The sequence below is a fragment of the Agrobacterium sp. Ap1 genome (genome assembly GCF_017313375.1).
Lineage (GTDB): Bacteria > Pseudomonadota > Alphaproteobacteria > Rhizobiales > Rhizobiaceae > Neorhizobium > Neorhizobium cellulosilyticum.
Map to the genome: position 1 here is coordinate 22,525 of NZ_JAFLMY010000006.1, position 24,011 is coordinate 46,535.

Annotated in this window: 21 protein-coding genes; 8 read left to right on the plus strand and 13 right to left on the minus strand. The window is 59.4% G+C overall.

The annotated features are described in order from the left end of the window. The 6 genes from JZX87_RS13560 to clpP all read right to left on the minus strand — a co-directional run bounded on the left by JZX87_RS13560 (nucleotide 1) and on the right by clpP (nucleotide 9,214). Nucleotides 1-1,236: a metallophosphoesterase family protein gene (locus JZX87_RS13560; RefSeq protein WP_183827031.1), complete on the minus strand. Its 1,236-nt coding sequence runs from the start codon at nucleotides 1,234-1,236 to the stop codon at nucleotides 1-3. Between the two features lie 112 nt (nucleotides 1,237-1,348). Next, a complete protein-coding gene (locus JZX87_RS13565) occupies nucleotides 1,349-3,538 on the minus strand; it encodes an esterase-like activity of phytase family protein (protein WP_206826157.1) in 2,190 nt (729 codons plus the stop codon). 179 nt (nucleotides 3,539-3,717) lie between these two features. Beyond that, entirely contained in the window at nucleotides 3,718-3,996 is a 279-nt protein-coding gene (gene hupB / locus JZX87_RS13570; protein ID WP_112457241.1) for a DNA-binding protein HupB, read from the minus strand. A gap of 191 nt (nucleotides 3,997-4,187) precedes the next feature. After that, a complete protein-coding gene (gene lon / locus JZX87_RS13575; protein ID WP_206826158.1) occupies nucleotides 4,188-6,608 on the minus strand; it encodes an endopeptidase La in 2,421 nt (806 codons plus the stop codon). 416 nt (nucleotides 6,609-7,024) lie between these two features. Continuing rightward, nucleotides 7,025-8,302 carry an ATP-dependent Clp protease ATP-binding subunit ClpX gene (gene clpX, locus JZX87_RS13580; RefSeq protein ID WP_148147344.1) on the minus strand — a complete coding sequence of 426 codons (1,278 nt, stop codon included), beginning with the start codon at nucleotides 8,300-8,302 and terminating at the stop codon, nucleotides 7,025-7,027. A 279-nt stretch (nucleotides 8,303-8,581) separates the two neighbouring features. Further along, entirely contained in the window at nucleotides 8,582-9,214 is a 633-nt protein-coding gene (gene clpP / locus JZX87_RS13585) for an ATP-dependent Clp endopeptidase proteolytic subunit ClpP (protein ID WP_206826159.1), read from the minus strand. 374 nt (nucleotides 9,215-9,588) lie between these two features. On the opposite strand from clpP, the gene JZX87_RS13590 reads away from it, so the two are divergent. The 5 genes from JZX87_RS13590 to JZX87_RS13610 all read left to right on the plus strand — a co-directional run bounded on the left by JZX87_RS13590 (nucleotide 9,589) and on the right by JZX87_RS13610 (nucleotide 15,254). Continuing rightward, nucleotides 9,589-10,836 carry a GGDEF domain-containing protein gene (locus JZX87_RS13590; protein WP_206826160.1) on the plus strand — a complete coding sequence of 416 codons (1,248 nt, stop codon included), beginning with the start codon at nucleotides 9,589-9,591 and terminating at the stop codon, nucleotides 10,834-10,836. Between the two features lie 104 nt (nucleotides 10,837-10,940). Continuing rightward, entirely contained in the window at nucleotides 10,941-12,695 is a 1,755-nt protein-coding gene (ggt, locus tag JZX87_RS13595; RefSeq protein WP_286194622.1) for a gamma-glutamyltransferase, read from the plus strand. A gap of 56 nt (nucleotides 12,696-12,751) precedes the next feature. Continuing rightward, nucleotides 12,752-14,017: a cytochrome P450 gene (locus tag JZX87_RS13600; protein ID WP_206826163.1), complete on the plus strand. Its 1,266-nt coding sequence runs from the start codon at nucleotides 12,752-12,754 to the stop codon at nucleotides 14,015-14,017. Nucleotides 14,018-14,149: 132 nt separating this feature from the next. Then, nucleotides 14,150-14,569: a CidA/LrgA family protein gene (locus tag JZX87_RS13605; protein ID WP_206826164.1), complete on the plus strand. Its 420-nt coding sequence runs from the start codon at nucleotides 14,150-14,152 to the stop codon at nucleotides 14,567-14,569. Further along, the gene (locus tag JZX87_RS13610; protein WP_148147338.1) at nucleotides 14,556-15,254 is read left to right on the plus strand and encodes an LrgB family protein; all 699 of its coding nucleotides are present in this window, start codon (nucleotides 14,556-14,558) and stop codon (nucleotides 15,252-15,254) included. Before JZX87_RS13605 ends, JZX87_RS13610 begins: the two co-directional genes overlap by 14 nt. Nucleotides 15,255-15,352: 98 nt before the next feature. Here the strand turns inward: JZX87_RS13610 and JZX87_RS13615 are convergent, their stop codons facing one another. After that, complete coding sequence (locus JZX87_RS13615; protein WP_206826165.1) at nucleotides 15,353-16,150, minus strand: SDR family NAD(P)-dependent oxidoreductase; 798 nt, start codon at nucleotides 16,148-16,150, stop codon at nucleotides 15,353-15,355. 166 nt (nucleotides 16,151-16,316) lie between these two features. Here JZX87_RS13615 and JZX87_RS13620 point away from each other — a divergent pair, with 166 nt between their 5' ends. Then, complete coding sequence (locus tag JZX87_RS13620) at nucleotides 16,317-16,790, plus strand: MarR family winged helix-turn-helix transcriptional regulator (protein WP_206826166.1); 474 nt, start codon at nucleotides 16,317-16,319, stop codon at nucleotides 16,788-16,790. Nucleotides 16,791-16,814: 24 nt separating this feature from the next. Here JZX87_RS13620 and JZX87_RS13625 read toward each other — a convergent pair whose 3' ends face one another. From JZX87_RS13625 to JZX87_RS13635, 3 genes are all read right to left on the minus strand, one after another. After that, nucleotides 16,815-17,054, minus strand: coding sequence for a hypothetical protein (locus JZX87_RS13625; RefSeq protein ID WP_206826167.1), 240 nt, complete (start codon nucleotides 17,052-17,054; stop codon nucleotides 16,815-16,817). A gap of 104 nt (nucleotides 17,055-17,158) precedes the next feature. Beyond that, a complete protein-coding gene (locus JZX87_RS13630) occupies nucleotides 17,159-17,503 on the minus strand; it encodes a cupin domain-containing protein (RefSeq protein ID WP_183827061.1) in 345 nt (114 codons plus the stop codon). 47 nt (nucleotides 17,504-17,550) lie between these two features. Continuing rightward, on the minus strand, nucleotides 17,551-18,162 hold the full coding sequence (locus tag JZX87_RS13635) for a TetR/AcrR family transcriptional regulator (protein ID WP_206826168.1): 612 nt from the start codon (nucleotides 18,160-18,162) through the stop codon (nucleotides 17,551-17,553). A gap of 84 nt (nucleotides 18,163-18,246) precedes the next feature. Between JZX87_RS13635 and bdcA the strand changes: the two genes are divergently transcribed. Then, nucleotides 18,247-18,960 (plus strand): SDR family oxidoreductase, encoded by a 714-nt coding sequence (gene bdcA / locus JZX87_RS13640; protein WP_206826172.1) that lies wholly within the window; start codon nucleotides 18,247-18,249, stop codon nucleotides 18,958-18,960. A gap of 371 nt (nucleotides 18,961-19,331) precedes the next feature. Further along, nucleotides 19,332-20,909: a TerC family protein gene (locus JZX87_RS13645; protein ID WP_183685074.1), complete on the plus strand. Its 1,578-nt coding sequence runs from the start codon at nucleotides 19,332-19,334 to the stop codon at nucleotides 20,907-20,909. A 67-nt stretch (nucleotides 20,910-20,976) separates the two neighbouring features. Here JZX87_RS13645 and JZX87_RS13650 read toward each other — a convergent pair whose 3' ends face one another. The 3 genes from JZX87_RS13650 to JZX87_RS13660 all read right to left on the minus strand — a co-directional run bounded on the left by JZX87_RS13650 (nucleotide 20,977) and on the right by JZX87_RS13660 (nucleotide 24,005). Further along, entirely contained in the window at nucleotides 20,977-21,387 is a 411-nt protein-coding gene (locus tag JZX87_RS13650; RefSeq protein WP_148147331.1) for a response regulator, read from the minus strand. A 134-nt stretch (nucleotides 21,388-21,521) separates the two neighbouring features. Next, a complete protein-coding gene (locus JZX87_RS13655) occupies nucleotides 21,522-22,442 on the minus strand; it encodes a cation diffusion facilitator family transporter (RefSeq protein WP_353654193.1) in 921 nt (306 codons plus the stop codon). 276 nt (nucleotides 22,443-22,718) lie between these two features. Beyond that, on the minus strand, nucleotides 22,719-24,005 hold the full coding sequence (locus tag JZX87_RS13660) for an O-acetylhomoserine aminocarboxypropyltransferase (protein WP_206826178.1): 1,287 nt from the start codon (nucleotides 24,003-24,005) through the stop codon (nucleotides 22,719-22,721). Between the last annotated feature and the right edge of the window lie 6 nt (nucleotides 24,006-24,011).

Sequence of the window (24,011 nt, forward strand, 5' to 3'; positions counted from 1 at the left end):
TCAGCCGGCCTCCGCCGCGCGGGAAACGAGAAGGTCACGCGCCTCGGCAAGAAGCACATCGATATCATCGCCAAGCGGCAGATCCCCTGCCCCGCTGCCACCCGGCAGTCTGGCGGCGATTTCGGCTATGCGGGCAGACGCCTCCTCCAGAAGTTCCGGCGGGAAGCCTTCCATGGTCAGAAGGCCATCGAGGCCAAGCGTGCCGGTGTTGCGCTCGGATGTTCGGTCATCGGGCTCAAGACGCAGGTCGAGCTTTTCGAGCCAGATATCGGCATGGCCGCGATGGCAGGCGGCCTGCACTTCATCGCGAAAATCCTCGGCCTTCGACAGGAGCTGCTTTCGAACACGGCTCTTGCCGGTGATGCGGACACGCAGCGCCAGCGGCCGGCCTTCCATGGCATCGGCGATAGGCTCGATTGCATCCTCGATACGGCGCAGCAGGGCTGCAGCCGTGTCGTCGCTTTCCACTGCGATCGTCAGTTCGGCAAAGCGGGCGCTGTCGGTGATCAGGCGCTCATAGGCAATGCGGCCATCCTCGACCGTCACGAGCACGGCGCCCTTGGCTCCGGTCTCGCGGATCGAGCGGCCCTGCAGGTTGCCCGGAAAGACCACGAGCGGGTCTTCCGCGACGATTTCGAAATCATGGACATGGCCGAGCGCCCAGTAGTCGTAACCGCGCGAGCGCAGGTCTTCCACGGAACATGGCGCATAGGGCGCGTGCGGCTCACGGCCGGTCAGCGACGTGTGCAGCACGCCGATATTGAACCATCCGGCCTCGGGCCTTGGATAGGCGAGCGCAAGATTTTCATTCGCCGAGCGTTCGGCGAAGCCTTGTCCGTGCAGCGCGACCTTCAAATGCTCCAGCCGGAAGGTGCCGGGCTTGCCGGTCGGGAACTCGCTAACATTCTTCGGCAGCGTGATGGTTCTGGTGATCACACTCTCGGCGTCGTGATTGCCCTTGAGCAGAAAGACCGGGATGCCGGCGCGTTCCAGCCGCGCCACTTCGCGGTTGAAGAACAGGCCGATCTTGTTGTCCTTCCAGTCGCCGTCATAAACGTCGCCGGCGACGATAAAGAAATCAACCTTGCGTTCAACCGCCTCATCGACAAGCGCCGAAAAAGCTTTGCGGCTTGCCTCGACAAAAAGCTCGGCGAGATCGGCATCCTTGAGGGCCAGTCCCTGGAAAGGGCTGCCGAGATGCAGGTCTGCGGCATGGATGAAGCGGAAGGAACTCATCGAATCGTCTCATGCGAACACATCAGGAACGCCAGACTTAGGATATGCACTTCAAATAAAAAAGGCCGGGTGCGCAAACACCTGGCCTTTTCTGTTGAATACGGCGGACCGTTTAGTTGGTGACCTTGAGGTTGACCGGCAGGAACAGGGTTTCGCCGGATGAATCGTCGACACCGTCATTGTCGGTGACCATGAAGGCCTTGCCGGACTTGTCGAAGGCAAAGCCTTCCAGCTTGTCGAGAACATAGCCGTTGGTGGCGTTCTTCAGGTCCGGAAGGAAGTCATGGACCTCTTCCTTGGCAACGAGCTGCAGTTCACCGCCGATCTTGGCAGGCTTCATGTCCTTGAGCGAAACGCGGTAGAGCTTCTTCAGCTTGGCGGCGTCGCCGATCAAGTTGTCGCGTTCGACGATATAGAGATGGTCGCCATTGGCGGTGATTTCCGAGAGACCGACCCAGCCCTTTTCAGCCTTTTCGAGCGGATAACGGACGGCGGCCCATTCCTTCGACTTCGGCTTGTAGGAGAGAAGCTTTACCTGGCCCTTCGGATCATCCTTCCATTCGCGCTGGATTGCCATCCAGAGCGTCAGGTCGTCGCCCGAACCGGTCGTGGTGATGCCTTCGAGGCCGTAACGGCTTTCGCCGGCCAGAAGTTCGGCAGGCAGGCCGATCTCTGCCTTGATCTCGCCCTTGGCATTGACGTTGCAGATGCCGTGGCCGACCAGCTTGGCGCTATCGCCTTCCGATGCCAGCCAGAAGCCGCCCTTGCCATCGAGCGCGATGCCTTCGATATCGAGCTTCTGGGCCGGCTGACCGTTGCGGGTGATGCGGACGACATTGGTGATCTCGGCCGGCTTGCTTGTCGTGTCGATGGTGAAGATCGACGGCTGCATGGCATACACGGAATCGTTCACCGCATAGAGGATGCCGTCCTTCTCGGCGTCACCAACGAGACCCGACAGCGCGCCCCAACCGATCAGCTTCCCATCGACATCCTTGGAAACGATGGTCGGATAGGCCTTCTTGCCTTCGGCAAGCTCATAGATCATCACATGCGAGCGGGGGCCGCCGTCTTCGCCGAGATCGGCTTCATTTGCGGATGCAAGCAGGTTGCGGCCCGGAATGGCGACAGCGCCTTCAGGCGATACGCCCGACGGCAGAAGCTGCACGAGCTCCGGCTCGCCACCGGTATCCTTGTAGACCGCAATCATCGAACCGCGCTCCGAGAGCACGAAGAAATACTGCTGGCCATTGAAGATCGCGGCTTCCATGCCTTCCGGCTCGATGCCCTTGTTCTTGGCGCGCTTTTCCGGGAAATGACCGTGGCGGGCAATCTCGTGCTCGAGCGTCATGCCCGCATCGTAGAGAACCTTCCCGGTACGGTCGAAGATGGTGAAGCCGCGCGAACCGCCCTTGTAATCGCCTTCATTGGCGATGACGAGGCGATCGGTGCCGAGCCACTTGACGGCGTCAGGCTCGCGCGGAACAGCGGTCAGCTTGCCCGAAAAATTCAGCGAACCATCGGTCTTGGCATCGACGCCTTCGAGATCAACCGTGCCGGCGGAGAAGTGGCTGGTGACCTTGGCTGTCTTGCTGTCGATGATGATGACGTGGTTGTTTTCCTGCAACGTCAGGGCGATCTCGCCATTGGCGTTGATGTTGACAAATTCCGGCTCCGGATCTTCCGGAGCGACTGTTGCAAGGCCGGTCACGTCAACACGCTTGATGCTGTCGCAGGCAGGAACGCCGTTTTTCAGCGATACGATCAGCAGTTCGCCGGCCGGAAGCTGTGGCAGCGCGCCATCGTTCAGGTCTTCATCGCGCTGGTTTTCAATGGCGATGGCAGCGAAGGAGCCATCGGGAGCCACAACAACGCTGTCGGGCTGGCCACCAAGATCACAGCTCGCCTCAAGCTTCTTCGAGACGATGTCGATAACGCCGAGCTGACCCGCCGGCTTGGTCAGGTCTTCTGTTTTGTCGATGGTGATCAGAACCTTCGAGCCTGCAGCGGCAACCGAGTTCGGTTCGCCGTCAATGGCGATCGAGCCGCCCGCCTTCGGGGCCTTGGCGTCAGTGATGTCGATGAAACCGATCGTGCCGCCCGGCGCGTCGGAATAGATCAGTGTATTGCCGTCAGCGGTCGCAGTGATGATTTCCGACGACGTTGCCTTATCCTTGCCCTTGGGCAGGTTCTGGGCGACCGGGAAAGAAGCGATGCGATTGAAGACCTGCTCGGCGCTGGCCGGTACGGCGACCGAGGCCAGAAGGATTGCCGTCAAGGCGGCGCGTGTCGAGAATGTCATGGGGGAGCCCTCCGTAAAACCACAAGTGGGCTTTTGAGGCAGTGGCGTGACAAGCAGATGACAGTTCCGCCATCCGGAACGCATCTCGAGTTGCATTGACTGCGGATGATCAAAAACAAAAAACCCCGGAGACGATCCGGGGTTTTGAGACCATGGCAGGGATACTGCCCGGTGAAGTCTTACTTGCCGTTTACGGCGTCCTTCAGGCCCTTGCCGGCCGAGAACTTCGGAACGTTGCGAGCCGGAATATCGACTTCTGCGCCGGTCGACGGGTTGCGGCCCTTGGAGGCTTCGCGGCGGGATACGGAGAAGCTGCCGAAGCCAGCGAGGCGAATGTCGCCGCCGTTCTTCAGTTCGCCCTGTACGGTTTCGAATACTGCGTCCACGGCGGATGCGGCGTCAGCCTTGGAGAGACCAGCCTTTTCGGCAACTGCGGAAACCAGCTCGTTCTTGTTCATGTTTCCATCCCTTTCTACGGTTTTGGAACGACTCGATTAGTCGGCGCCGACAATAGTTTTGCGTCGGTGCTTGGCAACCCAAAAGCTCTGAGATCGCCTGAAAAACAAGGGGTTTCATGCATTTTTCACAAAAAAAGCCGGCTTTCGCCGGCTTTCTCCACAATTCAAACTCGGTTGACCCGAGGGATCGCTCAATGGGCGATGCCTGTCACACCGTCCTCGGCCCCCTCGACCGTTGCGATAACGGGTGTCTCAACCGTACCATCCCACTCGATCGGTTCAGGACGACGAACCAGAGCATGCTTGATCACCTCGCCCATGCGGGACACGGGGATGATCTCCATGTTGTTCTTCACGTTGTCCGGAATGTCGGCCAGGTCCTTGGCGTTTTCTTCCGGGATCAGAACCGTCTTGATGTTCCCGCGAAGGGCTGCAAGCAGCTTTTCCTTCAGGCCACCGATCGGCAGGACGCGACCGCGCAGGGTAATTTCGCCTGTCATGGCGACATCCTTGCGAACCGGAATGCCGGTCATGATCGAAACGATCGCCGTTGCCATACCGACGCCGGCAGACGGGCCGTCCTTCGGGGTGGCGCCTTCCGGCACGTGAACGTGAATGTCCGACTTGTCGAAACGCGGCGGCTCGATGCCGAAATCGACGGCACGGGAGCGGACATAGGATGCCGCAGCCGAGATCGATTCCTTCATCACGTCCTTCAGGTTGCCGGTAACGGTCATGCGACCCTTGCCCGGCATCATGACGCCTTCGATGGTCAGGAGCTCGCCGCCGACTTCCGTCCACGCGAGACCGGTGACAACACCGACCTGATCCTCACCTTCCGCTTCGCCATGGCGATAACGCGGAACACCGAGGTAATCCGAAATGTTGGCAGCCGTGATGGCGACCGACTTCGTCTTGCCCTTTATGATCTCGGTCACGGCCTTGCGGGCGAGCTTCATCAGCTCGCGCTCGAAGGAGCGAACACCGGCTTCGCGGGTGTACTGCTGGCTAATCGCCATCAGGGCATCGTCGGAAACCGAGAATTCGTTCGGCTGCAGTGCATGTTCCTTGATCGCCTTCGGCAGAAGGTGACGCTTGGCGATCTCGCGCTTTTCATCTTCGGTGTAACCGGCGATGCGGATGATCTCCATGCGGTCCATCAGCGGACCCGGGATGTTGAGCGTGTTCGCCGTGGTGATGAACATCACGTCGGACAGGTCGTATTCGACTTCAAGATAGTGATCCATGAAAGTCGAGTTCTGTGCCGGATCCAGGACTTCGAGCAGTGCCGCCGACGGATCGCCGCGGAAATCCGAGCCCATCTTGTCGATTTCATCGAGCAGGAAGAGCGGGTTGGACTTCTTGGCCTTCTTCATCGACTGGATGATCTTGCCAGGCATCGAGCCGATATAAGTGCGGCGGTGACCGCGGATTTCGGCTTCGTCACGAACGCCACCGAGCGCCATGCGCACGTATTCGCGGCCGGTCGCCTTGGCGATCGACTGGGCGAGCGACGTTTTACCGACACCCGGAGGGCCAACGAGGCAGAGGATCGGGCCCTTGATCTTGGTGGCACGCGCCTGAACCGCCAGATATTCGACGATACGCTCCTTGACCTTGTCCAGACCGAAGTGATCCTGCTCGAGGATTTTTTCGGCGTTGTTGAGGTCGGCCTTGATCTTCGACTTCTTGGCCCACGGAATACCCAGCAGCCAGTCGAGATAGTTGCGCACGACGGTGGCTTCCGCCGACATCGGGCTCATCTGGCGCAGCTTCTTCAGTTCGGCATCCGCCTTTTCGCGGGCTTCCTTGGAGAGCTTGGTCTTGCCGATGCGTTCTTCCAGTTCGGCCATCTCGTCACGGCCTTCTTCGCCGTCACCGAGTTCCTTCTGGATCGCCTTCATCTGTTCGTTCAGGTAATATTCGCGCTGGGTCTTCTCCATCTGGCGTTTTACACGCGAGCGAATGCGCTTCTCGACCTGAAGGACGGAAATCTCACCTTCCATGAAGCCGAGCGCCTTTTCCAGACGCAACTTGATCGACACCGTTTCCAGCATTTCCTGCTTTTCGGTGATCTTGATCGACAGGTGCGAGGCGACCGTGTCAGCAAGCTTCGAGTAGTCCTCGATCTGGCTGGCGGCGCCGACGACTTCCGGCGAGATTTTCTTGTTCAGCTTGACGTAGTTCTCGAACTCGGAAACGACCGAGCGAGACAGGGCTTCAACCTCGACGGCGTCCTCTTCAGGCTCGTCGAGAATGTCGGCCTTGGCCTCGTAAAACTCCTCGCGGTCCGTATAATTGCTGATCTCGGCACGTGCTCGACCTTCGACCAGAACCTTGACCGTGCCGTCGGGCAGTTTCAGGAGCTGCAGAACATTGGCGACCGTGCCGATTTTGTAGATCGCGTCCGGCTCCGGATCGTCGTCGCTGGCATTGATCTGGGTGACGAGCATGATCTGCTTGTCGGAGCCCATAACCTCCTCAAGCGCGCGGATGGATTTCTCACGTCCGACGAACAGGGGAACGATCATATGCGGGAAGACCACAATGTCGCGCAATGGCAGGACCGGATAGGTCGCAGAGCCGGATGCTGCAGACGTTGAACTTGTCATCTTGTTTCCTTTCCATCGTCCCGTTTCCGGGATGGCTTGAGCAATTACCCAAGCACTTCACTCCCGCTCAAGGTGGAGTTTTCCTATGTCATTTTCAAGCCTTGCAGCAGCCCAGTCGTCGCCAACATGACAGGGATATTACAAAGCACTCGCATAAATGTTTGACGTTGCCATTATCCGCCGGACCAGCCCCGGCCATCGACGGAAACGTGAATCGCATTCAACTTCGCACAGAAGCCGAAAAACCGAAGCAGCGAGAACAACCATGATCTGCGTGCTTCACGTCTAAAGCAAGCTGAATATCGCGCAACCGTCCGCATTGGGAATTTCCCCAGAACGCAGCGAGCACCACAGCTTACCTACGAAAAGAGGCCCCAATACGGGGCCTCGATCAAATCTATACTACTTGTCCCGGATCAGGCCGAAACATTGGCTTTCTCGTCCTGGCGATCCGCATAGATGTAAAGCGGACGGGCATTGCCCTTCACCACATCGTCGGAGATGACGACTTCGCGGACGCCATCGAGTGCCGGAAGCTCGAACATCGTGTCGAGCAGGATCTTTTCCATGATCGAACGGAGGCCGCGGGCGCCGGTCTTACGCACGATCGCCTTGCGGGCGATCTCGCGAAGGGCGTCCTCGTGGAAGGTCAGTTCCACGTCTTCCATCTCGAACAGGCGCTGATACTGCTTGATCAGTGCGTTCTTCGGCTCGGACAGGATCTGGATCAGCGCATCCTCATCGAGATCCTCGAGCGTTGCCAGAACCGGCAGACGACCGATGAATTCCGGGATGAGGCCGAACTTGACCAGATCTTCCGGTTCCAGTTCGCGCAGCACTTCGCCGACGCGGCGGTCGTCAGCAGCCTTGACGGATGCACCGAAGCCGATCGAGGTCTTCTCGCCACGGGCCGAAATGATCTTGTCCAGACCAGCGAATGCACCGCCGCAGATGAACAGGATGTTCGTCGTGTCGACCTGCAGGAATTCCTGCTGCGGATGCTTGCGGCCGCCCTGCGGCGGAACCGAGGCAACCGTGCCTTCCATGATCTTCAGAAGCGCCTGCTGCACGCCTTCGCCAGATACGTCGCGGGTGATAGACGGGTTGTCCGACTTGCGCGAGATCTTGTCGACTTCGTCGATATAGACGATGCCGCGCTGGGCGCGTTCGACATTGTAGTCGGCGGCCTGCAGAAGCTTCAGGATGATGTTTTCGACGTCTTCACCAACGTAACCGGCTTCGGTCAGCGTCGTTGCATCAGCCATGGTGAAGGGAACGTCGATGATGCGGGCGAGCGTCTGGGCAAGATAGGTCTTGCCGCAGCCGGTCGGGCCGACGAGCATGATGTTCGACTTCGCAAGCTCTACGTCACCGCCCTTGGAGGCATGCGCGAGGCGCTTGTAATGGTTGTGAACGGCGACCGACAGGATGCGCTTGGCCTGCTGCTGGCCAATGACGTACTCGTCGAGAACCTTGATGATGTCCTGGGGCGTGGGAACGCCGTCGCGGGACTTGACCATCGAGGTCTTGTTCTCTTCGCGAATGATGTCCATGCACAGTTCGACGCATTCATCGCAGATGAATACTGTCGGTCCTGCAATCAGCTTGCGGACCTCGTGCTGGCTCTTTCCGCAGAAGGAGCAGTATAGGGTATTCTTGGAGTCGCCGCCGTTGCCGCTGCTGACTTTGCTCATATCACTTTCCTTCCAGCACTCTGCGCTCACGTAAAGACGGGCGCAGTCCACTCAACCGCTGCCGGCACGTGACACCGACGGGCTTCACGTGCCTGCCCTGTTCCGGGGGTACTCTACCGGTCCAGATAACGGTCCGGCGGCAACGAAACCCCTAAGAAACGAATGCTATGTCATAAAAGTTCAACACAGCATTAATAGTTACTAATAGCGCTTTCCGGTCGACTTGAAACCCCTTTTTGCTCACAACAGGGTTACAGTGACCGAAAGGCTACAACCCGATCAGCCTTCCGAGCCGCCTTCGAGTTCCTGGCGCGAGGTCAGGATCTTGTCGATGACACCCCATTCCAGGGATTCGTCGGAGGTCATGAAGTGGTCGCGATCGAGGGTCTTTTCGACTTCCTCGAGGGTGCGGCCGGTATGCTTCACATAAACTTCGTTCAGGCGGCGCTTCATCTTGAGGATGTCGCGGGCATGACGCTCGATGTCGGACGCCTGACCCTGGAAGCCGCCGGACGGCTGATGCACCATGATGCGGGCATTCGGCGTTGCAAACCGCATGCCCTTTTCACCTGCGCAAAGGAGCAGCGAACCCATCGAGGCTGCCTGGCCGATGCAAAGCGTCGAAACGGCTGGCTTGATGAACTGCATCGTGTCGTAGATGGCCATGCCGGCGGTGACCACGCCACCCGGAGAATTGATGTAAAGCGCGATTTCCTTCTTCGGATTTTCGGCTTCGAGGAAAAGCAGCTGGGCGCAGACGAGCGACGCCATGTGATCTTCCACCGGACCGGTCAGGAAAATGATGCGCTCCTTCAACAGGCGCGAATAGATATCGTAAGAGCGCTCACCGCGATTGGTCTGTTCGACGACCATAGGCACCAGGGCCATTGCGGTATCAACTGGATTTTTCATGTCCGTCCTTTGTCAAATGCCTTGCCGAAGGCAACGTGGCGCTCCGGAATCATTGGAATGGGTCAATCCCTACATAGAGTGTCAATGCCCGGTACTTCAAGACGGAGAGCCCGATATCCTTAACTCACGATCGTCCTGCCACCCATGCCGGGCTGATCGCATCTGCGCTGTCGCGAATAAATCGCTTCGGCTCAATGATACGGCGGCCCTGCCCACCGCCTTTTTTACCGCCAAGGTAAAGCGAAGGTAAATCACACCGGACAATATCGCCCCACGCCAACTATAACGCCAAAAGCGAGCGCCTGGCGCAAACCCGACCTTAAACTTTCGAGGTTATACACACGCCAAGCCGAGGTTCGGCGGGGAGTATTGCGTTGGATATTGTAACGGGTTTCATGATCTGGGCCGCAGAGGCTAGTACGATCGGTGTGCTTTTATGGACACGCTGGTTTTACGAACGCCAGCCGTTTTACTTCACCTGGGGAACCGGCTTCCTCTTTCACGGCATCGGCGTCGGCATGGTCGCGCTGCGCGGCACCCTGCCCGATTTCGTCTCGATCGAGATTGCCAATGTCATGGCGCTTAGCGGCATCGGGCTTTGGGTTGCCGGAATGCTGCAATTCGACAAGCGGCGTGTGGAAGCGTTTATCGCCATTCCATCACTGATCTTCGTCGCCGGCATGCTGCTCGAGCCGGTGCGGACCAACTTCAGCTATCGTGTCGCCCTGTTCCATGGCGCTGCATCGGTAGGATATCTGATGCTGATCGCCACCGTTCTTTGGGGCGAGAACGGCCGCTCGCAGACCCGCAGGGTTTTCGCCGCATGTGTCGGCGTCCAGGTTCTGTCGAGCACGGTAGTCGCGATATTTGCCCTGATCAGCAAGCCGCAATCCTTTGCGGCAGGCAACAATTCCTTCCTGCTGCTTCTCGTCGCCGCCTTGTGCTTCATCGCCGCTATCATGAGCGGCAGCAAGCTCATCAACGAGCGCAATGAAGCCAAGCTGAAACTGCTCGCCGTCACCGATCCACTGACCAACCTTCTCAATCGCCGCGGATTGATCGACCAGTTCCACACGCTGAAGCGAATCCACTCGGGCGAAGGCGGATTACTGGCTCTGATCCATCTGGACCTAGACGGTTTCAAGCAGATCAATGATCTATACGGCCATCAGGCTGGCGACGAGGTGCTGGTCGCCTTCGCAAAAATCGGCACGGCCGCGCAGCGGGGACGCGGATCATTCGGTCGCATGGGCGGCGAGGAATTCGCATCAATCATGTATGTCGCCAACATGATAGAGGCCGCAAGCGTCGCAGAGGCGATCAGGACTACGCTGAAACAGCAGCCGATCAACGTCGGAGACCATCAGATACCCGTCACCGTCAGTATCGGCATTGCGCTGGCGGAAATCCGATCGGCCAACCTGGACACGCTTCTCAGCACGGCAGACCGCGCACTCTATGTTGCCAAGACAAACGGCCGCGACCGCACGGCGATCGGCACCGAGAGTGATGTATCGATCGTTCCCGCGATCGACCACGCTGATACGCAGGATGCCCCGGTCCAGGCCAGCATGACGCAACAGGTAGCTGCACTGAGACGGATCGTGGCGATCGGCAAGTAAGCGTTATGCATCGAAGGAGGCGGCTCCGTTTTTCGGCGCCGCCCTCTTGTCTTCGTCTACCCGATCACCCAAATCCCTCCCACACAAAGATGAGAGAGCGGGACATGGCGAAAACACTTTACGGGGCTGTGGTCATCAGCCTGCTATCGATTTCGTCCGCACCTGCGCAGCAGGCCTCCGACACGGTTGCCCCCGAGAAAGCCACCGGCACTGCAAGCGCCAGCCGCGTGGAAGCGCGAGACTTCATGGTCGCAGCCGCCAATCCGCTGGCAGCGCAGGCGGGTCGTGAAATTCTCGCCAATGGCGGCAACGCCATTGATGCGATGGTGGCGGTGCAGGCCGTGCTCGGCCTTGTCGAGCCGCAGAGTTCCGGCCTCGGCGGTGGCGCTTTCCTCGTCTATTACGACGCGGCCGCGAAACGGCTGACCACATTCGACGCCCGCGAAACGGCGCCGATGGAGGCGACGCCGAAGCTTTTTCTCGACGATGCAGGACAGCCGCTGAAGTTCATGGACGCCGTTGTCGGCGGCAGGTCGGTCGGCACGCCCGGCACGGTGCGGCTGCTGGAGGATGTCCAGATCCGCTACGGCAAGCAAAGCTGGCCGGCCCTCTGGAAACCCGCCGCCAAGCTGGCCCGCGAAGGCTTTGCAGTCTCCCCTCGCCTCGCTTCGCTGATTGCGACGGAAGGCGACGCGCTGAAACGTTACGAAGGTGCAAGGAACTATTTCTTCGATGAGACCGGTGCGCCGCTGAAGGCGGGGCACATCCTGAAAAACCCCGAATATGCGAAAGCGATTGAGGCGATTGCGACGGGCGGTGCCGATGCATTTTATCGCGGACCTATCGCCGAAGATATCGTCAAGACGGTGCGCGGTGCGCGCGACAATCCCGGTATTCTGTCCCAGACCGACCTTGCCATCTATCACATCAAGGAACGGGAGCCGGTCTGCTTTACCTATCGCGCTCTCGACATCTGCGGCATGGGACCACCGTCTTCGGGCGGAATTGCTATCGGTCAGATGCTGGGCATGGCAGAGAATTTCGACCTCAAGGGCCTTGGTCCGGAGAATGTCGAAAGCTGGCGGATCATCGGCGACGCACAGCGCCTCGCCTTTGCCGATCGCGAGCGTTACGTCGCGGATACGGATTTCCAGCCGCTGCCGATCAAGGGGCTTCTTGAGAAGACATATCTCGGCGAACGGGCAAAGCTTTTGGATGGCGACAAGGCGCTTGCCAAGGATGCCGTCAAGGCAGGCGAACCCGAATGGGATCACGCCATGCTGCTCGGCCGGGATGCCGCGATCGAACTGCCGTCCACCAGCCATTTCGTCATCGTCGACAAGGAAGGAAACGTCGTCTCGATGACGACGACGATCGAGAACGGCTTCGGTTCTCGGCTGATGACGCATGGCTTTCTGCTCAACAACGAGCTGACCGATTTTTCCTTCAAGACCCATGATGGTGCACTCGCGGTCGCCAACCGTGTCGAACCCGGCAAACGGCCACGCTCCTCCATGGCTCCGACGATCGTGATGAAGGACGGCAAGCCGCTGCTCGCCATCGGCTCGCCGGGCGGTAGCCAGATCATCGGCTATGTGGCGCAGGCGCTGATCGCCTATATCGACTGGGGCATGCCGGTGGAACAGATCGTCGCCCAGCCCCATCTGATCAACCGTTTCGGTACCTACGACATCGAAGCGGGTACGACAGCCGAGAGGTTCGCCGAGCCACTGAAGGCGCTTGGCTATGAAGTCAAACCGGGCCAGATGAATTCCGGGCTGCATGCCATCGAGATCACCGGCACCGGACTTGTAGGCAGTGCCGATCCGCGTCGCGAGGGCGTTGCTCTCGGCGAATAACGGCAACCAGCTTATCCCGATTGCGCAGTGCCAAAATTTTGCGCTACGCATCGGGAATGACATCGCTTCCTGATTTTCTCCGTATCGATACCGCCAGCCGGCATGTTTCGCTTGATGGCCGCAATCCGGCTTTCTACAGCAACCCGAACCAGGTCTATTCAGCCCTGCATCAGCATTGTCCCACCTTCTACTGGGAGGAACAGCGGCAATGGTTCTTTACCGGCTATGAGCATGTGAACGCACTGTTGCGTGACAGGCGTTTCGGGCGACAGATCCTGCATGTGGCAAGTCGCGAGGAAATGGGGCTGCCCGAGCCGCAGGCGCATCTTGTAAATTTCGATCTCGCAGAGCGCCATTCGCTGCTGGAAATCGAGCCGCCGGAACACACGCGGCTTCGAACGCTGATCAACCGCGCCTTCGTATCCCGTCATATCGAGAAGCTGAGGCCGGAGATTGCCGATCTGGCGGAACGGCTGATCGACGGTTTCGAGAAAGATGGAAAGACCGAGCTGCTTTCCTCCTTTGCCGACATCATTCCCGTCACGATGATAGCGCGGATGATCGGCATTCCCGACGAGATGGGGCCGCAACTTTTGAAATGGAGCCACGTCTATGCCGGCATGTATATGTTCAAGCGTTCAAGAGAGGACGAACATGCGGCCGACCGGGCGGCGAAGGAATTTGCCGAATACGTCAAGACGCTGATCGCCGAGCGCCGCAGGACACCTGCGAAGGACCTACTCAGCCACATGATCCACACCGAGCGAAAGTCTTCCGATTCAGGGCGGGGCCAGCACCTTACCGACGACGAGCTGGTTTCGACGACAATCGTGCTGCTCAATGCAGGCCATGAAGCGACGGTGCATCAAATCGGCAATTCGGTTCGGGTCATTCTCGAAAACGGCCTCACTCCGGCCGAGCTTTTTCGAGATGAAACAGCCACGGAACGGATCGTGGAAGAAACGCTGCGCATCTGCGCGCCCGTCCATATCTTTCAGCGCTGGGCCCTGGAGGACGTGGAGATCGATGGCGTCAGCCTGAAGCGCGGCGACAAGGTCAGCCTGATCCTCGCCGCCGCTAATCTCGACCCCAAGGTGTTCTCCGATCCCCTCACCTTCAAGCCGAAACGGAAGGAAGCGCAGAACCTCTCATTCGGCGCCGGTATCCATTTCTGCATCGGTGCGCCGCTGGCGCGGCTGGAACTCAACACGGTTCTGCCGATCCTGTTTCGACGCCTGCCCGACCTGCGGCTTAAGGACAAACCAACGGTCAAAGACGTCTATCATTTCCATGGGTTGGAGCGGCTGGATCTCGTCTGGTGATGCAAAATCAGGCATCGAGCGACAGTACGCCACATCGAAAACACATGGCTCTTATGCAATCTGTTCGATTGTTTAGCGGAAACAGTACCTTATAGTACGGCTGAGGGAGGATCGTTGAACAGGACCCCTTCCGTGACCAAGCGCAAGACCGCAATTTTCCTGCATAAAAGCCTCCACGGCAACCGTTTTGCACAGGTTGCGCTGATCGTGCTTCTTTGGCTTGCCGGTGAAGCCGTGTCGCGCAGTACAGGTCTGCCGATCCCCGGCAGCGTGCTTGGCCTGTTTGCACTCCTCTATCTGCTGATCACCGGCACTATCCGTCTTTCCACCATGCGGCGCGGTGCCAATGTCCTGCTGGCGGACATGCTGCTCTTCTTCGTGCCCGCCGTTCTTGCCGTCCTCGACCACTCCGAATTTCTCGGCCTTGTCGGGCTGAAGGTTCTTGCGGTCATCTTTGCCGGGACGCTGATGGTCATGTGCATGACCGCGTTGGCGGTCGATGTCGGCTACCGGTTGATGCTCCGCATGGAGAGCAGACATGCCGTCTCTTGAGACGATACTGATCACCGTCTTCTGGTCGGCAGCAACGATCGCTATCTATCTTCTGTCCAAGCGAACCTATCGCCGCTGGCCGGCAATCTGGTCGTCGCCGCTGGTCTTGACCCCGGTCCTTCTCGCTGCGCTGGCGCTGTCGCTGCACACGACCTATAGCGAATATATCGGCGCCACCCGCTGGCTGATGGCCATTCTCGGCCCGGTGACCGTCGCGTTCGCAATCCCGATCTACGAGCAGCGGGCGATGATCATGCGCTATTGGCCTGTGCTGGCATTCGGCATCGTGGTCGGCAGCGGCACCGCAATCCTTACCGCCTGGGCCCTGGCGAGCCTGCTTTCCATTGATGGCACGCTTCGCCTGAGCCTGCTTCCCCGCTCGGTCAGCTCGCCGTTTGCCATGGCGATTTCGGAGAAGGTTGGCGGAGTGCCGGACCTGACGGCATTGTTCGTCGTCATAACCGGCGTGGCGGGCGCTGCACTGGGTGAGAAGCTGTTGCGGATCCTGCCGCTGAAATCCTCGCTGGCGCGAGGCGCGCTGTTCGGCATGGGAGCGCATGGCGCAGGCGTGGCCAAGGCCAACCAGATCGGCGCCGAGGAAGGCTCGGTCGCCGGACTGGTGATGGTGCTGGTCGGCCTCGTCAACGTCCTTGCAGCACCGATCCTCGCCTATATCCTGCGATAGAGCATTTCCGCCTTTCTTCGAAACGCGAAGCTGCTCTATCCTTTTGGCTCAGCGCAATTCCGCACGCAAAGCCGGTTTCCACTTTTGCTGGAATTGCGTTAGCTCGAAACGCCGTAACGGGCAGCCGGCTTGCGCAGCGACAGATGCGGGCCGAGAGCACCGCGGGCGGCCAAATAGGCATTCCAGATGCCGTCATCCGCAAGTGCCGGTATCGTTACAATCTCGCCCTGATCGAAACCTGCGAGCGCGGCATCCACCAGATCGGTTACATCCATGACCATTCCCTGATCCAGATCGTCGAAGGAGCGGCCGACACGATCGAAGATTTCGGTGCGCGTCAGGCCCGGCAGGACGGCCTGGATGCGGACATTCTTGTCCTTGAGTTCGGCGGCTAGAGATTCAGTCAGGCTCAGGACGAACGCCTTAGTCGCGGCATAAGTGCCGTTGAATATCTGCGGAGCAAGAGCCACGACGGAGGCCGTGTTGATGATCGCCCCTGCCCGGCGCCTGGCAAATGTCTGGGCGGCAGCGACGGCAAGGCGATTGGCGGCCGTGACGTTGAGCGCCACCATCGTGTCCAGATAATCGACATCGCTTTCAAGCAATGACGTAACAGGCCCAATGCCGGCGTTATTGACGAAAAGCGTGATCGCCTCATCCCCCCTCAACCGATCCTCGACCTTGAGGACGTCGGCGCGATCGCTGAGATCGGCGCGCAGTACATCGGCCTTTATGCCGTAGGCCTTTGCCAGCTTGTCGGCCAGCTCCCCGAGGCGAGCAGCATCACGCGCGACGAGGATGAGATCGTAACCGCGGCGGGCAAGCCGATCGGCATAGGTTGCGCCGATCCCCGAAGATGCGCCGGTTACGAGTGCAGTTCCAAGTTTGGATGTCATGGCAATTCTCCTGTTTCGATGATGACTGGAATTTACTGGTATATGCCACTATATTTGAGCGAGGATTTTGCGAGTGCAAGTAGGCAGATGAAATTTTGTGGAGCGTCGGATGGAACAGAGCTTCTCAGGCGTTGCCTGAACCGACAAGGTCGGGAATGATCGGAACATGGAAAAGCAGGAAGACAGTATCTGGGCGCATTGCAGCAGCAGTTCCGTCCGCCGGGCATCGCGCCAGCTCGGGCAACTCTATGACGACGCGATGGGTCCGAGCGACCTGCGCGGCACGCAGTTCTCGCTCATCACCCAGATAGCCTACCTCAAAGAGCCAACCCAGAAGGAACTGGCGAAGGCGATGGTCATGGACCTGTCGGCGCTCGGTCACACGCTGAAGCCACTGATCCGCGACGATTTGGTGGAACTGGTGCCGGACGAGAAGGATCGTCGCGCCAAGCGGGTGCGGCTGACGCCAAGCGGTCGCGAAAGGCAGGCGGAAATGGTGGCAAACTGGCAGGAGGCCCAGAGGCGCTTCGACGCCGTGCTGGGTGCGGAAAAATCCGCCGAGCTTCGCCGAACGCTTGCCTTCATCGCTTCGGAGGATTTTGCGAAGGCCTATGCGGCTGCGGGCAAGAAGGGCGACTGAACTGTCGCCCAAAATCTCAGAGACTTAAAGCCAGCTGCGCCCATCGTCACCGGCCTGGCAGCCGTATGGCGGCAGGACATTGCCGAACGTGGCATGCAGCCTGTCGCAGCCCCACTTGCGCAATGGCGTCGGGAGGCGGCTGTTGATCTCGATGCCGACCTCGTCATAGGGGCTGTCGGTATTGCCGACATAACGGTACCAGCGGAAGCCGATGACGACCGAGATGGCGATGACGGCGGTCAGGAGAAGTCTCAAAATGCGCATTGCGATGTCCGGATTGTTATCGATGCCGGATGTCTATCGCGATCGATATCGGGACAAAACCCTTGGCCCAAGCTTTCCCCAGTTCGCGCCGAAGCACGATAATTCTAAAGCCGGATGACGTAATCCTTACGAGTCGTTTCAACGACTTGCCAGGTTCCCTTGAAGCCAGGCCTGAGCACCATGCGGTCGCCGGCGCGAAGATGGAGCGGCTTGCCTCCCTCCTCCGTCACGATGGAATGGCCGGAGAGAATGTGGAAATATTCCCACTCGTCATAGACGATCCGCCAGGTTCCCGGCGTTGCCTCCCAGACTCCCGCATAGATACCGCCTTCGGCCTCATCGACATTCCAGGTGCGGAACTGCGGGGCTCCCTCGATGAGCCGATCGGGTGCCGGAGCGCCGTCTTCCGGCTCTATTGCTGCGAGATCGAATGTCGTCCAGGCCTGCATCGTCGCTCCTTGTTTCCGCTATTGCTTCCGCCCAACGCGGCCCACGGTCAGGCGGCGCTTTCCAGATGGCTTTTGAGACCTTCCGCGGCTATCGCAGCCATGACACGCAGGCGCGCTGTCGGCATGCCGTTGCGGGCGCTGGCCGACAGGCCGGCAAGAGACATCATCACATAGTCGGAGGCAAGATCTGCATTGCCTGCATCGAGGCTTAAAATCCTCTGATGGATATAGGACCGGCTGGCCTCCATGCGTTCTCGCGCCTTTTCGCCGGCGGCCGCATCCGCCGTGCCCCTCGCCGCCTCGATCACCATGCAGCCGCAGGCGTCTCCGCTTGCATATGCATCCGCCGCGTAACGCAGGAGCTTTGCCACGCCATCGGAAAGCGGCGTACCTGGCGCAAGAGCCGTATCGACGTCCAGCCCCTCGGTCTTTTCGTAGCGCCGTAATGCTTCATCATAGAGTTCAAGCTTGCTGCCGAAAGCGGCGTAAAAGCTTGGAGGGTTGATGCCGAGCGCCTGCGTCAGGTCGGCGACGCTCAGCGCATCATATCCCTTCGCATGAAACAGGGCCTGAGCCTTGGCCAGCGCCTCTTCACGATCGAACGCGCGGGGTCTTCCTCGCCTCGCCGTTGCCTGGGTATTTATTTTTGTATCACTCACTACAAAATCCTTGACGCCATCAATCTGCAGATTTATGTAATGCCCACTACATTAAATCTCAAGCCTGATACAGGGAGAATGACAATGACAGACTTCCATGGAAAGAAGGTACTGGTTCTCGGCGGCAGCCGCGGCATCGGCGCCGCAATCGTTCGCCGCTTCGCAAATGACGGCGCCGAGGTGACGTTCACCTATGCCGGATCCAAGGATGCAGCCGACGCCCTTACAGCCGCGACCGGTGCCAAAGCAGTGAAATCCGATGCAGGTGATCGCAGCCAGACGATCGAGACGGTCAAGGCCGCTGGGCCAATCGATGTTCTCGTCGTCAATGCCGGGACGCTGGTTCTCGGCGATCCGCTCGAAACCGATCCCGATGCAGTCGACCGGATGATCGACATCAATGTGCGCGCGCCTTACCATGCCTCGGTGGAAGCCGCCCGCCTGATGCCGGAAGGTGGCCGCATCGTCATCATCGGATCGGTAAACGGCGACCGGATGCCTTTTGCAGGTGGTGCTGCCTATGCGCTGACCAAATCGGCAGTTCAGGGCATGGCGCGCGGTCTTTCCCGCGATTTCGGTCCGCGCAACATCACCGTCAACGTGATCCAGCCCGGTCCGATCGATACCGACATGAACCCGGCCGATGGCCCGATGAAGGATACGATGCACGGTTTCATGGCGCTGAAACGCCACGGCCGCCCGGAAGAAATCGCAGGCCTCGCCGCCTATCTCGCCGGCCCGGAAGCAGGCTTCATTACCGGCGCGATGCACACGATCGACGGCGGCATGGGAGCCTGACCCGACGCCTGATCTTCAACGATAACAGGGTGTTCGACTATGCGGGAACACCCTGCCGAACCTGTCTTCTCGAAAAAATGAACAATGTCCCGATGCAATTGTGGCGATAATCGGCTATAGCGCTTCGCCATGGACAGCCGATTGCGTGTGTCCGGCCTGACTGTCCAATCGAAATCGACAAGGACATCGGACCGGACGTTCCACATTCCAGGTCGAGAGACGACCGCGCCCCGACGAAAGCCGGGAGCGCCCAAACACGCCATCCCCTCTATTCATAGTCTGCTGCCGTCCCCGTTCTGGGGCGGCATTTTTTGTTTTCCCTTTCAACCACAGAAGGATTGGCCACCAGAAACGGTGCGCCGCTTGTCATCATGATATTCGAATGGATGTCCGACCCCGCCGCATGGGCGGGTCTCGCCACCCTTATTGTTCTAGAAATCGTCCTCGGCATCGACAATCTCGTCTTCATCGCGATCCTTGCCGACAAATTGCCCGAACACCAGCGCGAGAAGGCACGCCTTATCGGCCTCGGCCTGGCGCTCGGCATGCGCCTTATATTGCTTGCCTCCGTCGCCTGGATTGTGACGCTGACGGCACCGCTTTTCACCGTCGCCGGCCTCGAAATTTCCGGCCGTGACCTGATCCTTCTGTTCGGCGGTCTTTTCCTGCTGTTCAAGGGTACGATGGAACTGCATGAACGGCTGGAAGGTCATTCCGGCCACAAGGACGGCAAGGTCGAACACGCCGTGTTCTGGCAGGTTCTCGTTCAGATTGTCGTACTCGATGCGGTCTTTTCGCTCGACAGCGTGATTACCGCGGTCGGCATGGTCCAGCATCTTTCCGTCATGATGATTGCCGTGATCGTTGCCGTCGGTATCATGCTTTTGTGCTCAAAGCCGCTGATGGCCTTCGTGTCGAAACACCCAACCGTGGTCATTCTCTGCCTCGGCTTCCTGATGATGATCGGCTTCTCGCTGATCGTCGAAGGCCTCGGCTTCCATATCCCGAAGGGCTATCTCTACGCCGCGATCGGCTTCTCGGTGCTGATCGAGGCATTTAACCAGATCGGCCGCCGCAACCGCGAGCGATTCATGAGCACGGGTGACCTGCGCGAACGTACGGCCAGCGCCGTACTCTCACTGCTTGGCAGCCGACGGGGCGAGAGTTCACTGGGTGAGACTGCCGATGTGATTGCCGAACGCGCCTCGGAAAACGAGCTGTTCACGCCGGTCGAACACGAGATGATCGAAAGCGTCCTGACGCTTGCCGATCGTCCAGCGAAGTCGGTCATGACCCATCGCCTCGACATCGATTGGCTGGATATCGAGGATAGCGACGAGGAACTTCGCCGCAAGGTTCTGGAATCAGGCCATTCCCGCTTCCCGATCGCCCGCGGCAGTCTCGACGAATTCCTCGGCGTGGCACTTGCCAAGGACCTGCTGCGCGACTTGATCGAAACCGGCAAGATCGATTTCGAACGCTCGCTGCGTCAGCCGCTGGTCGTGCATGAAAGCGTCAATGCGCTGCGTCTGCTCGAACAGCTGCGTCAGTCGCCGCTGCAGGTGGCGATCGTGCTCGACGAATACGGCTCGGTCGAAGGCATGGTCACGGCAACCGACCTGCTCGAAGCCATTGCCGGTGATTTTGCCGATGACGACGAGGAACAGTTGACGGTGGAGCGCGGCGACGACGGCTCGCTTCTGGTCGATGGCTGGATCGACATCCGCCACGTATCGCGTCTTCTCGACAGCGATCTGGTGGACGACGCCGACCGCTACTCGACGCTGGCGGGCCTCATCCTCTGGCGCCTCGGCCATCTTCCGGAACAGGGCGAGACATTCACCTTCGGCGGCCTGACCTACGAAGTCGTTTCGCTCGACGGGCGCAATATCGACAAGGTGCGGATCAGAGCGGCATCGCCTGTCGGTGCAGTCGCCGAAACAGCTTAAACAAGCATCTGAAAACAGAAATGCCGCGGAACGATTTCCGCGGCATTTTCATTTGTCGAGACAAAGATCAGGCGCTCTGACGCTGCGCCTGCCCGGCGGCACGTTCCTTGGCCTTCAGCACACTTCCGACGGTGGAAAGCAGCAAGGCTGCGGTGCAGGGCTTTGCCAGCTTGTGCGCGACATCCGGCAGGCATTCCAGATCACGGTGGCTGCGGGCCGACGATACTATGATGCTGATTTTCGGCGCGCATTCGGCAACCATTTTCGCCAAATCGATGCCGTTCAGGCCACCCGGCATATCGATATCGGTGAGGACAAGATCGATATGTTCGTGCTGGCCGAGCTTGCCGACGGCCTCCAGAACAGTTCCCGCCTCCAGCACCGCATAACCCGCATCCTCAAGCGCATCCGCGATCGCAAAACGGATAAGCGCCTCATCCTCCACGACCAAAATCGTCTTCTGCCGGAAGCTATCCATATGCAATGCCCTCGCTCTAGGTTCTGCCTATCAACGCACATGGATGGGAAAGGATTACGGCAGAGCCTGTGCCAATTCGAAACATGTTTAATAAAATGCGAATGAACGGCTTCAGTCTCTGACCACGATCGGGCCTAATCTGCCCATTCCGGATCGCCGGTGAAGACGATGGTCAACCAGCGATCAGGCCCCTCGCCGCCGATCGCCTCGCCGATCTCGTCACGGATAGCATCCCACTCGGAGAGATGACGCGGCGGCCAATCTGACGGGGCGATGAAGAAGAGCTCAATCTGCCGGCCGCGGCCGACACGGGCGACATAGGCGCGATAGGAGAGAAACTCGTGGCGCTCGACAATGGCTTCTGCGACCGCATCGACATGCTGTTTGAGCTCGACCGGTGTGACCAGAAGGATGTCGGCAACCGCCTGGCGCACATTCGAAAACGGCACCGGCGCGATGATCAGGCAGATGAGCGCGAGCGCACCCGGATCGATATAGGGGCTGAGCCATTCGAACTCCGTCCCCTCGATTGCGTGGCCGACCGCAAAGGCGACCAGCAAAGCCGAGGTCAGTGCCGCGGTCATCGCCCATGCCTGACTGTCGAGCGCGACGAAGCTGGAATTCAGCGCCCGGTTGGCGCGGCGGCAGAACAGCCACATGGCGAAGGAGACAGTCACGGTGACGATCGTGAAGATAACCGCGGGGCCGAAATCGATCGGCCGTCCGCCAGAAAGCAGGCTGCCGACGGCGCTGATGAAAGCGTAGACCGCAGCGCCCATCAGAAGCGTACCGTTCAGGCCAAGCACCATCGGCTCGAGATGCCAGAAGCCGACGCTGAAGCGATCGATCAGCTTTCCTTTTGCCGTCGGCTCCGCCGACGTGACGATCAGCCTTGAGACCAGCAGGGCCAAGATCGTCATGAAGGCGTCGGTCAGGGAATAGAAGCCATCGAAGACGATGGCGAAAGAGCCGGACACGAGACCGACGGTAATGCCGAATGCAGCCAATAAGGCCGTGACGGCGATGGACAGCCGAAGAAGTGACTGCTCGCTCACGGGTATTCTCCATTGGAGCAGCGGCGCACGCCCCTGCCCTTTCTCTGATTTTTCCTCTGCAGTCTGCCAATTCCCCTCTGGCCTGCCGGCCATCTCCCCCACAAGGGAGGAGAAAACCGCCGCAGCCGCCTTGGCTCATTTGAGCCTCTGCGGCGCAACGGGGTTAGCCCTCCCCCTTGTGGGGAGGGTTGGGAGGGGACTTTCACAGAACCGCACAGTCAGCCGATAGCGGCCGACCATGTAGAAATGATAACATGAGCGGCTTCTATAGAAGCGTCAGCTCACTTTCGACAAGGCCTGTTCGATGTCGGCAATGATATCGGCGGCATCCTCGATGCCGATCGACAGGCGCACGACATCCGGTCCGGCACCCGCCGCAATCTGCTGCTCTTCGGTCAACTGGCGATGCGTCGTCGATGCCGGATGGATAACGAGAGAGCGCGTGTCGCCGATATTGGCAAGATGGGAGAAGAGCTGCAGTCCTTCGACAAAACTCTTGCCGGCCTCATAGCCGCCTTCGATGCCGAAGGTGAAGACCGAGCCTGCACCCTTGGGCGAATAATGCTGCTGCAGCAGATGGTTGGGATTGTCCTCAAGGCCCGCGTAATGGACCCAGGCGATTTTCGGATGCTGTTTCAGCCATCTGGCAACCGCCAGCGCATTGTCGCAGTGCTTCTGCATCCTGAGCGGCAGGGTCTCGATGCCGGTCTGGATCATGAAGGCGTTAAAGGGAGAGATTGCCGGTCCGAGATCGCGCAGGCCAAGCACACGGGCAGCGATCGCGAAGGCGATATTTCCGAAGGTCTCGTGCAGGACGATGCCGCCATATTCAGGCCGCGGCTCCGACATCATCGGATATTTGCCGGATTTCGACCAGTCGAAGGTTCCGCCATCGACCAGAATGCCGCCCATCGAATTGCCGTGGCCGCCGAGGAATTTCGTCAGCGAGTGGACGACGATATCGGCGCCGTGCTCAAGCGGCCGCAACAGATAGGGACTTGCCATCGTGTTGTCGACGATGAGCGGCAGGCCGCGGCGGTGAGCGATGTCGGCAATTGCCGAGATATCGACGAAGGTGCCGCCCGGATTGGCGAGGCTTTCGATGAAGATCGCACGGGTCTCCCCGTCGATCGCCGCTTCGAAACTTGCCGGGTCATCGGTATCGGCCCAGCGCACATGCCAGTCAAAATTCTTGAAGGCGTGGCCGAACTGGTTGATCGAACCACCATAAAGACGCCGTGCGGCAACGAAATTCGCGCCGGGCTGCATGATCGTATGGAAGATAAGCATCTGCGCCGCATGGCCGGATGCGACGGCAAGTGCCGCCGTGCCGCCTTCGAGCGCCGCCACCCTCTCCTCAAGGACGGCCTGAGTGGGGTTCATGATCCGTGTATAGATATTGCCGAACTGCTGCAGGCCGAAGAGTGCTGCCGCGTGCTCGGCATCGTTAAAGACGAAAGACGTCGTCTGGTAGATCGGCGTTGCCCGCGCGCCGGTGGTCGGATCAGGCGCCGCACCGGCATGGACGGCAAGCGTGGAAAATCCCGGATTGAATGGCGGCATTAGACC

Bases quoted from the DNA above. Each gene is read 5' to 3' on its own strand.
- ggt (WP_286194622.1), top strand. From the start codon at position 10,941: ATGGCGAAAACACTTTACGGGGCTGTGGTCATCAGCCTGCTATCGATT.
- JZX87_RS13645 (WP_183685074.1), top strand. From the start codon at position 19,332: ATGATATTCGAATGGATGTCCGACCCCGCCGCATGGGCGGGTCTCGCC.
- JZX87_RS13615 (WP_206826165.1), bottom strand. From the start codon at position 16,150: ATGACATCCAAACTTGGAACTGCACTCGTAACCGGCGCATCTTCGGGG.
- JZX87_RS13630 (WP_183827061.1), bottom strand. From the start codon at position 17,503: ATGCAGGCCTGGACGACATTCGATCTCGCAGCAATAGAGCCGGAAGAC.
- JZX87_RS13565 (WP_206826157.1), bottom strand. From the start codon at position 3,538: ATGACATTCTCGACACGCGCCGCCTTGACGGCAATCCTTCTGGCCTCG.
- clpX (WP_148147344.1), bottom strand. From the start codon at position 8,302: ATGAGCAAAGTCAGCAGCGGCAACGGCGGCGACTCCAAGAATACCCTA.
- lon (WP_206826158.1), bottom strand. From the start codon at position 6,608: ATGACAAGTTCAACGTCTGCAGCATCCGGCTCTGCGACCTATCCGGTC.
- JZX87_RS13610 (WP_148147338.1), top strand. From the start codon at position 14,556: ATGCCGTCTCTTGAGACGATACTGATCACCGTCTTCTGGTCGGCAGCA.
- clpP (WP_206826159.1), bottom strand. From the start codon at position 9,214: ATGAAAAATCCAGTTGATACCGCAATGGCCCTGGTGCCTATGGTCGTC.
- bdcA (WP_206826172.1), top strand. From the start codon at position 18,247: ATGACAGACTTCCATGGAAAGAAGGTACTGGTTCTCGGCGGCAGCCGC.
- hupB (WP_112457241.1), bottom strand. From the start codon at position 3,996: ATGAACAAGAACGAGCTGGTTTCCGCAGTTGCCGAAAAGGCTGGTCTC.
- JZX87_RS13625 (WP_206826167.1), bottom strand. From the start codon at position 17,054: ATGCGCATTTTGAGACTTCTCCTGACCGCCGTCATCGCCATCTCGGTC.
- JZX87_RS13660 (WP_206826178.1), bottom strand. From the start codon at position 24,005: ATGCCGCCATTCAATCCGGGATTTTCCACGCTTGCCGTCCATGCCGGT.
- JZX87_RS13560 (WP_183827031.1), bottom strand. From the start codon at position 1,236: ATGAGTTCCTTCCGCTTCATCCATGCCGCAGACCTGCATCTCGGCAGC.
- JZX87_RS13650 (WP_148147331.1), bottom strand. From the start codon at position 21,387: ATGGATAGCTTCCGGCAGAAGACGATTTTGGTCGTGGAGGATGAGGCG.
- JZX87_RS13600 (WP_206826163.1), top strand. From the start codon at position 12,752: ATGACATCGCTTCCTGATTTTCTCCGTATCGATACCGCCAGCCGGCAT.
- JZX87_RS13620 (WP_206826166.1), top strand. From the start codon at position 16,317: ATGGAAAAGCAGGAAGACAGTATCTGGGCGCATTGCAGCAGCAGTTCC.